The following is a 7,141-nucleotide window of genomic DNA, read 5'->3' on the forward strand; positions in this document are numbered from 1 at the left end:
GTGGGCGGCCGTTCGCACTGGTGGTTGCGCCAGGGGGTCCAGGGGCGGCAGCGGCAGTTGTCCGTGTCCGCCGGTTCGGAGATGCGGGTGCCGGGCCGGCGGCCGGTGATGTCGACGGAGCCGCCCTGCGCGGTGTGCGTCTTCTGCCAGTCCTGCAGCGTCTCGAACGCCGCGTGGTCCATGAACGACCCGTCCAGCTCCACGACGGCGGTCGATCCGTGCGGCACCTGGTGCAGGATCCGGCTGAGCCGGGGCACCGCGAGGAATGTCAACTGGCCCCGCACGTGTACGTGGTGGACGCCCTCGGTCTCGTCGTGGGTGATGCGCATGCGGGTGAGCCGGTGGAGGGCGACGGCGACGGCGACGGCGATGCCCAGGGCGACGCCTTCCAGGACGCCCAGGAACACCACCCCGGTGGTGGTGACGGCGTAGACCAGCACCTCGCGGTGGCGGGTCACCGTGCGGATGTGGTTCAGCGAGACCATCTTGAGGCCGACGGCCATGACGAGGGCGGCGAGCGAGGCCAGCGGGATGAGCTCGAGGGCCGGGACCAGCAGGAGCGCGGCGATCACTACGAGAACGCCGTGCAGCATCGTGGAGTTCCGGCTGACGGCGCCCGCCGCCACGTTCGCGGAACTGCGCACGGCCACGCCGGCGATCGGCAGTCCGCCCAGCGATCCGGAGACGATGTTGGCGGCGCCCTGTCCGAGCAGCTCGCGGTCGAGGTTGGAGCGCTTGACGCGGCCGGTCAGCCCCGGCCGGGCGGCGACCAGCTTGTCCACGGCGACCGCGCCGAGCAGGGACTGCACACTGCACACCAGCGTGGTGGTGAGGACGGCCGCGACCAGCCCGAGCACCGGACCGTCGGGCAGGGTCGCCAGCGCGTGACTGCTCCAGGACGGCAGGTCGACCTTGGGCAGGCGGAGCCCGGCGACGGCGGCGACCGCGGTGGCGCCCGCGACGGCGATCAGGGCGGCGGGCATCTTGCCCAGGAGCCGCCCGGCCCGGCCCGGCACGCGGGGCCAGAACGTCAGCAGGGTCAGCGTCAGCACGCTCACCGCCACGTCGGCGGGGCGCAGGTTCGCCAGTTGCGCGGGGAGTGCGACCAGGTTGTCGGGCACGGAACTCTGCGGGGTGCCGCCGAGGACGATGTGCAGCTGGGCGACGGCGATGGTGACGCCGATGCCGGCGAGCATGCCGTGCACGATGGCGGGGCTCACCGCGAGGGCCGAGCGGGCCACGCGCAGACAGCCGAGGCCCAGTTGGGCGAGGCCGGCGACGACGGTGATGGCGCAGGTCGTGCGCCATCCGTACTGCTGGATGAGGTCGGCGGTGACCACGGTGAGGCCGGCGGCGGGGCCGCTGACCTGGAGGGGGCAGCCGCCGATCCGCCCGGCGACGATCCCGCCCACCGCGGCCGCGACGAGGCCGGCCTGGAGGGGGGCGCCGGTGGCGAGGGCGATGCCCAGGGAGAGGGGCAGGGCGATCAGGAAGACCGCGATGGCGGCCGACACGTCGGCGCCCGCGACGCGGAAGCGCCCGGGGCCGCGGGGTGGCGGGCTGTGCGGGGGGTGGACGTGCTCGGTACGGGCCGGATCGGCGTGGGCGGGGACGCAGGCTGACATCTTTTCCCGTCTCCTCCGGGGCTGCGCGGTCGCGGTCATGCGGCCGTGGGTCACGGCGTACAGCGGCGGGATGCCAGAGCGCTCGGTGATTGCGCTCAGTAAACAGAGCGTAATTCAGAGTAAAGAAAAGGCATAGGCTTTTCGCGCAAATGGAGTAATGAGCCGCTCTACCGAGTGAACCGGTTATTTCATCGGCTTGTCGTACTAATTCCTTCTCATTTCCGTGTCACCTTGACGGCGCTGACGGCACGGCCCGGCTCAGCACCCGACATCGCCTCGTCGGCGTTGGCCCGAGAGAAGGAAGAAGGTGGGCGGAACATGGCCACCACCCGCAGGATGGCCGCGTGCACCGTGGTCGCGGCGGTCTGCGCAACCGCGCTCGCCGGTTGCGCGCTCGACAGCGGAAGCGGTTCCGGCGAAGGGACACATGGCTCGCAGAAGGAAAAGGGGGAAGCCGCCCCGGCGCCCAAGAACGCGGTCCGCCTGATCGGCGACGGTTCCACCGCGTACACCGGGGCGCAGCCGCACCTGCCGCGCCCCGAACGGCTCAAGCCCGGCCAGAGGCCACCGCAGTTCGTGGTCTTCTCGTGGGACGGCGCGGGTGAGGACAGTCAGAAGCTGTTCTCCCACTTCCGTGAAGTGGCCAAGGAGAACAACGCCACGATGACGTACTTCCTGAGCGGCGTGTATCTGCTGCCCAAGGAGAAGCGGGACCTGTACAGGCCGCCGCAGCATTCTCCGGGCCGTTCCGACATCGGCTTCAACGACGAGCAGGGAATCGCCGACACCGTCGAGCAGCTGCGTCTGGCGTGGCTGGAGGGCAACGAGATCGGCACCCACTTCAACGGGCACTTCTGCGGCGCCGGCGGCGGCGTCGGCGAGTGGTCGGTCGAGGAGTGGAAGGACGAGATCAACCAGGCCAAGCAGTTCGTCAAGTCCTGGAAGACCAACACCGGGGCGAGGAACACGTCGCCTCTTCCGTTCGACTACGACAAGGAGCTGATCGGCGCCCGCACCCCGTGCCTGGAGGGCCAGAAGAACTTCGTGAGGGCCGCGAGCGAGATGGGCTTCCGCTACGACAGCAGCGGCGTCAACAACCAGGTCTGGCCCGCCAAGAAGCAGGGCCTGTGGGACCTCTCGATGCAGCTCGTGCCGTTCCCCGGCCACTCCTACGAGCAGCTCACCATGGACTACAACTACATGGTCAACCAGTCGGGGACCACCACCCAGGGCGACCCCGCCAAGCGGGAGTTCTGGGGCGACCAGATGCGTGACAGCCTGCTCCAGGGCTTCCAGCGGGCCTACGACGGCAACCGCGCACCCCTGATCATCGGCAACCACTTCGAGTCCTGGAACGGCGGCACCTACATGCGCGCCATCGAGGAGACCATCGAGCAGGTGTGCAACGAGAAGGAGGTGCGCTGCGTCTCCTTCCGGCAGCTCGCGGACTGGCTGGACGCACAGGATCCGAAGGTCCTGAAGAAGCTGCGCACCCTCGGCGTCGGAGAGGCCCCCGCGAAGGGCTGGGCGCCCTTCCTGTCGGCCGCGCCCGCACCGGCGCCGAAGGGCGTCCCCGGGGCACCGGCCGCCAAGCAGTAGCGCGACGGCCCCCGCGCGGGGGTCACGCGGGGGTGGCGACCTCCTCGCCGAGCACGAAGCCGGGGTCGACCTGCGCCGCCAGGTCGGTCCCGGTGCGCTCGTTGCCCCAGCTCTGGGCGTTCTTCAGGTGGAAGTGGACCATCTGGCGCGTGTAGCGCTCCCAGTCCCGCGACTCGTACGTCTCGTCCACGGCCGTGCGCAAGGCGCGCAGTGCACGGTCGTTGACGTCCTCCAGGAGGTCGAACCGGGGCGGGCGGCCCTTCTCCATGGCCCGCACCCAGTCCGAGTGGCCGACGGTCACCAGGAGGTCGTCGCCGACCTGTTCGCGCAGGAAGTCGAGGTCGTCCGGTCCCTGCACCTTGTTGCCGACGACCTTCAGGGTGACGCCGAAGTCGCGGGCGTACTCCTTGTACTGGCGGTAGACGGAGACGCCCTTCCGGGTCGGCTCGGCGACGAGGAACGTGATGTCGAAGCGGGTGAACATGCCGGAGGCGAACGAGTCGGAGCCGGCGGTCATGTCGACCACGACGTACTCGTCGCGGCCGTCGACCAGGTGGTTCAGGCACAGCTCCACCGCTCCCGTCTTGGAGTGGTAGCAGGCGACCCCCAGGTCGGCGTCGGTGAAGGGGCCGGTGACCATCAGACGGACAGCCCCGCCGTCGAGCTGCACCGGCCGGGCGCAGGCGTCGTACACCGCGTTGTCCTCACGCACCCGCAGCAGGCGCGAGCCCTCGCCGGGTGGCGTCGTCTTGATCATCTTCTCGGCGGAGGGGATGCGCGGATTGGTGCCGCGCAGGTGGTCCTTGATCAGCGGCAGGTGTGCGCCCATCGCGGGCAGCCCGGCCGACTCCGCCTCGTCGAGGCCCAGCGCGGCCCCGAGATGCTGGTTGATGTCGGCGTCGATCGCGACGACGGGTGCGCCGCAGGCGGCGAGGTGGCGGACGAACAGGGAGGACAGGGTGGTCTTGCCGCTGCCGCCCTTCCCAACGAAAGCAATTTTCATGTTCACCAAGCGTAGTGGCTCGATAGCTGTACGTGGCACACGGGCCCGGTATTACGTGAAGAAGACCACTCATTCGTGGGGTGCGACGCAGGGGTGCGTAGGGTCGTACTCATGAGTACGACAGGCGCGACCGCCGATCCGCTCGCGGCCCTGGGCGCACTGCCCGGAGTGGCCGAGTCCGTGGAGTCCGTACGCAAGGCCGTGGACCGCGTCTACGGCCACCGGATCATGCGGCGCCGCAGCAACGAGATCACCTCCGAGGCGGCCCTGCGCGGCGCCCGGGGCTCGGCCGCGCTGTCCGGGGCGGACTGGGCCCTGGAGGAGGTCCGCAGGCGGACCGACTTCAGGGGTGACGCCGAGGCGCGCGCGGTGGGCGCGGCCCTGCGGCTGACCGCCGAGGCGGGGCAGCTGCTCTCCATCTGGCGTCAGTCGCCGCTGCGGGTGCTGGCCCGGCTGCACCTGGTCGCGGCCGCCGACAAGGCGGACCAGGTGGGACGGCCCCGCCAGGAGGGCGAGCCGGTGGACGAACCGCTCGTCGAACTGCCGCTGCCCGGCGCCGGGGAGGCGCACGGCCGGCTGGACGGGCTCGCCGCGCTGGTCACGGCCGGCGGCTCCGCGCCGGCGCTCGTGACGGCCGCCGTCGTGCACGGCGAACTCCTGGCCCTGCGGCCCTTCACCTCCCACAACGGGCTGGTCGCGCGCGCGGCCGAGCGCATCGTCCTGGTCGGCAGCGGCCTCGACCCCAAGTCGGTCTGCCCGGCCGAGGTCGGCTACGCCGAACTGGGGCGCGCGCCCTACCTGGCGGCGCTCGACGGCTACGTCTCCGGGACTCCTGAGGGCATGGCCGCCTGGATCGCCCACTGCGGCAGCGCGGTGACATTGGGCGCGCGCGAGTCGACGGCGGTGTGCGAGGCGCTGCAGCGCGGGGCGGCGTAGGTCCGGGCAGAGAAATGCGGCGGTACGAAGGTTCGTACCGCCGCTGGCATGTCCACCGGGGTACCAAGCGTCCTCGATGTGTTGCCCATCAGGCCGGGTACTTTGCCCGTCACCTGGTGCGGCTGGCCCGTAATCGACGGGTCGACGTCGCGTGGGTGCCCAGTGGCCATGCTCGGTCCGTGGGGCCAAATGCGTTTTCTAAGGTGATCCTTTCGGATGTCCTTGGTCTCGCGGGCCGTTGATTCCTTTGTACTCCTGCCCCCGAGCAAGCGGAAGTGCTCGCCGCACTTCTTTACTTTTGCGCTCATACGCGGGTGAAAGGGCCCTGTCGGCCCCGCGTGCCGTCAGGCTGCCGCGGCCCTCCGCCGGCTCGCGTACCAGACGAGGCCCGCGGTGGCCGCAGCCGCACCGACCGCGGCGGCGGCCACCAGGGCCGGGCGCGGCGGTACGGAGAACCCACGGATCCGCTGCTTGAGCCGCACCGGCCGGTGGAAGTCGAGAATCGGCCACCCGCGCGCGAGAGCCTCGCGGCGCAGCGCACGGTCCGGGTTCACCGCGTGGGGATGGCCGACGGCCTCCAGCATCGGCAGGTCGGTCGCCGAGTCGCTGTAGGCGTAGCAGCGGGAGAGGTCGTAGCCCTCCGACTCGGCCAGCTCCCGGATCGCCGCCGCCTTCGTGGGCCCGTACGCGTAGTACTCCACCTCGCCGGTGAAGCAGCCGTCGTCGCCCACGATCATGCGGGTCGCCACCACCCGGTCCGCGCCCAGCAGTTCACCGATCGGTTCGACGACCTCGGCGCCCGACGTGGAGACGATCACGACGTCGCGGCCGGCGGTGTGGTGGTCCTCGATCAGGGAGGCGGCCTCGTCGTAGATGATCGGGTCGATCAGGTCGTGCAGGGTCTCGGCGACCAGCTCCTTGACCAACTGGACGTTCCAGCCCCGGCACAGCGCGGACAGGTACTCCCGCATCCGCTCCATCTGGTCGTGGTCGGCCCCTCCGGCGAGGAAGACGAACTGGGCATATGCGGTACGCAACACGGCCCTGCGGTTGATCAGACCGCCTTGGTAGAACGACTTGCTGAACGTCAGCGTGCTCGACTTCGCAATGACCGTCTTGTCCAGGTCAAAGAAGGCCGCTGTGCGGGGCATGGAGTGGCGCAAGGAGTGGTTTTCCACGACCCTGAGCATAGGTGCAGCCCATTCGGCGTAAGGTGGGGCGTGTGGGTTTGCCTGAGAAGGCTCTCGGGTACACCATGGAAGTCACGGATCGTTCGCGACCGTGCTAACCCGGTCCGACTCCTCCCCCCCCCGAGTCGGCCGTGGAGACGACCCCCGCTCTCCCCCCCGGCGGGGGTCGTCGCATGTCCGGGTGGGTTTTCCGGCTCTCGTCCTGTTCTGGTCTCCGTGTGTGGTGACGCACGGAGGCGCTTTTGTCATGCCCATGATCGACTACTCACTGTAGTCGACGGGCTGCTCTGCGGAGGCCGCGCACAGCGTGCGGAGGCGGTGTGGACGGAGCGCGGGCGCGGGTGCAGGAGGGCCCGCCAGGGCTCACCGGATTGAGTGACGCCGATATTCACAATCGTCAACTTGTCCACAGTTTTGGACCAAGATCCACACTATTTCCGCGTTCGCCGCACCGTGATTCCCATGCGTCCGGGCCGCGCCGACTTCCATGGCCGGATCTCTTTGCCGGACGCGCCATGACGGCCGTTCATACGGGGACCACTTTCCGGTTCTTCACGCGGCCGCGAATCGAAGGGGGAAGCGCACCATGGCCGGAAACATCACGCACGATCCGCCGCCCACCGCGGGAGGGCGGCGCGGCGGGCCGCTGATCGTCACCGAGGACACCGAACTCCTCGACGATCTGCTGCGCCTGTGCGCAGCGGCCGGCGCCACACCGGAGGTGCACCACTCGCTGCCGGCCGTGTCGGGGGCGTCCACCGGGGGGACCGGGGGCGGTACGTCCGGAC

Annotated in this window: 5 protein-coding genes and 1 pseudogene; 3 read left to right on the top strand and 3 right to left on the bottom strand. The window is 70.1% G+C overall.

Going from position 1 to position 7,141, the window contains the following annotated elements:
* On the bottom strand, window positions 1-1,625 hold a 1,625-nt coding region (locus tag DMH12_RS35980), incomplete at its 3' end, for a SulP family inorganic anion transporter (protein WP_148107581.1).
* Window positions 1,626-1,943: 318 nt separating this feature from the next.
* On the opposite strand from DMH12_RS35980, the gene DMH12_RS35985 reads away from it, so the two are divergent.
* Entirely contained in the window at window positions 1,944-3,224 is a 1,281-nt protein-coding gene (locus DMH12_RS35985) for a hypothetical protein (protein WP_125495507.1), read from the top strand.
* 22 nt (window positions 3,225-3,246) lie between these two features.
* Here the strand turns inward: DMH12_RS35985 and DMH12_RS35990 are convergent, their stop codons facing one another.
* Window positions 3,247-4,227 (bottom strand): ATP-binding protein, encoded by a 981-nt coding sequence (locus DMH12_RS35990; RefSeq protein ID WP_185832746.1) that lies wholly within the window; start codon window positions 4,225-4,227, stop codon window positions 3,247-3,249.
* A gap of 111 nt (window positions 4,228-4,338) precedes the next feature.
* Between DMH12_RS35990 and DMH12_RS35995 the strand changes: the two genes are divergently transcribed.
* Window positions 4,339-5,163, top strand: coding sequence for an oxidoreductase (locus DMH12_RS35995; RefSeq protein ID WP_125495509.1), 825 nt, complete (start codon window positions 4,339-4,341; stop codon window positions 5,161-5,163).
* A gap of 344 nt (window positions 5,164-5,507) precedes the next feature.
* Here the strand turns inward: DMH12_RS35995 and DMH12_RS36000 are convergent, their stop codons facing one another.
* Window positions 5,508-6,353: an HAD family phosphatase gene (locus DMH12_RS36000; RefSeq protein ID WP_185832747.1), complete on the bottom strand. Its 846-nt coding sequence runs from the start codon at window positions 6,351-6,353 to the stop codon at window positions 5,508-5,510.
* A gap of 586 nt (window positions 6,354-6,939) precedes the next feature.
* Between DMH12_RS36000 and DMH12_RS36005 the strand changes: the two are divergent.
* A pseudogene (locus DMH12_RS36005) lies at window positions 6,940-7,141 on the top strand (hypothetical protein); the annotation flags it as partial.

Source organism: Streptomyces sp. WAC 04229, assembly GCF_003947455.1.
GTDB lineage: Bacteria > Actinomycetota > Actinomycetes > Streptomycetales > Streptomycetaceae > Streptomyces.